Source organism: Actinocorallia populi (assembly GCF_002995495.1).
In the GTDB taxonomy this organism is placed as follows: domain Bacteria; phylum Actinomycetota; class Actinomycetes; order Streptosporangiales; family Streptosporangiaceae; genus Actinocorallia; species Actinocorallia populi.
Window position 1 is genome coordinate 1 of the sequence record NZ_PVZV01000024.1, and the last position, 1,582, is coordinate 1,582.

At 67.4% G+C, this 1,582-nt stretch carries 2 protein-coding genes; both read right to left on the reverse strand.

Annotated elements, in window-relative coordinates; all coding sequences use genetic code 11:
* Positions 1-653: ABC transporter permease (locus C2865_RS39015; RefSeq protein WP_106403815.1), on the reverse strand; the 653-nt coding region annotated here is incomplete at its 3' end.
* Positions 650-1,582: ATP-binding cassette domain-containing protein (locus C2865_RS39020; protein ID WP_106403816.1), on the reverse strand; the 933-nt coding region annotated here is incomplete at its 5' end. The genes C2865_RS39015 and C2865_RS39020, both read right to left, overlap by 4 nt.

Genomic DNA, 1,582 nt, shown 5'->3' on the forward strand with positions numbered 1-1,582 from the left:
TCGCGGGCCGCCTGGGTGAAGGTGGAGACGGGGTTCCACTCCGCGACGACGCGCAGGGGCGTGGGCAGTTTCGAGCTGTCGAGGAAGGCGTTGGAGATGAACACCAGCGGGAGGGCGATCATGTTGGCGATGCTGCTGAAGCTCTCCGGAGTGCGCAGGGCCAGCGCGACCGTGGCGGTGAGCCAGGAGAAGGCGTAGGCGAACAGCAGCAGCAGACCGAACCCGAGGACCGCCTCGCCCGGGGAGGTGTTCACCCGCCAGCCGACGATCAGTCCCATCACCGCCATGACGATCAGGCTGGCGAGGTTCAGCAGCAGGTCGCTGACGGTCTGGCCGATCAGCACGCCGGAGGGGGCCATGGGCAGGGAGCGGAACCGGTCGAAGATGCCCTTCTGCAGGTCCAGGGTCAGGGTGTAGCCGGTCATCTGGGCACTGATGATGACGGCCTGGACGAAGATGCCGGGGAGCAGGTACTCCCGGTAGGACATTCCCGGCACTTCGATGGCGCTGCCGAAGACGTAGGCGAAGAGCAGCACGAGCACGATCGGGAGCATGGCGGCGCCCATGAAGAGGTCCGGCGACCGCCTGATCTTCAGGGTGTTGCGCTTGGCGATGGTCCAGCCGTCGACGACGGGCAGGATGAGCGCGTTCATCGGGTGGTCTCCTGGAGCTGCGGGTCGGCGCCGGACGTCCGGCGGCCGGTCAAGGTGAGGTAGACGTCGTCGAGGGTGGGCCTGCGCAGCCCGGCATCGCGCACCCGGACCCCCGCATCGGCCAGCCAGCCCAGAACCAGGCGCAACGATTCAGGGCCGTCGATGACCGAGATGATCAGCTGAAGCGACTCCGGCACGATCCGGATGGTGCCGACGGGGAGCCGTTCGAGGATCCGCCGGGCGGTCTCCAGATCGGCGGCGTCGGTCACGGTCAGCTCGATGCGGTTGCCGCCGACCTGGTCTTTGAGTTCGTCAGGGGTGCCCTGGGCGATGGCGCGGCCCTGGTCGACCACCAGGATCCGGTCGGCGAGACGATCGGCTTCCTCCATGTACTGGGTCGTCAGCAACAACGTGGTACCGCCCGCGACAAGCTCGGAGATCGTGTCCCACAACGCGGCACGGGCACGGGGGTCCAGACCCGTGGTCGGCTCATCCAGGAACAGCACCGACGGATCAGCGACCAGCGCTCCGGCCAGATCGATACGGCGACGCATCCCACCGGAGTAACCCTTCACCGGCCGGTCACCCGCTTCGACGAGATCGAAACGCTCCAACAGCTCACGGGCACGCACCCTGCTGCGTTCGGCACCCAGATGATAGAGACGCCCGACCATCTCCAGGTTCTCCACACCCGTCAGATGCTCATCGACCGCCGCATACTGACCCGACAAGCCGATACGCGAACGCAGCCGTGCGCCCTCACGCACCACATCGCACCCGGCGACGATGGCGCGGCCACCGTCGGGACGCAGCAGCGTCGTCAGCACCCGCACCGTCGTGGTCTTACCCGCACCGTTCGGACCCAGCAAGGCCAGCACCGTCCCCTGCGGAACGGAGAAGCTCAACCCGTCCAGGGCATTCCTCTCGCC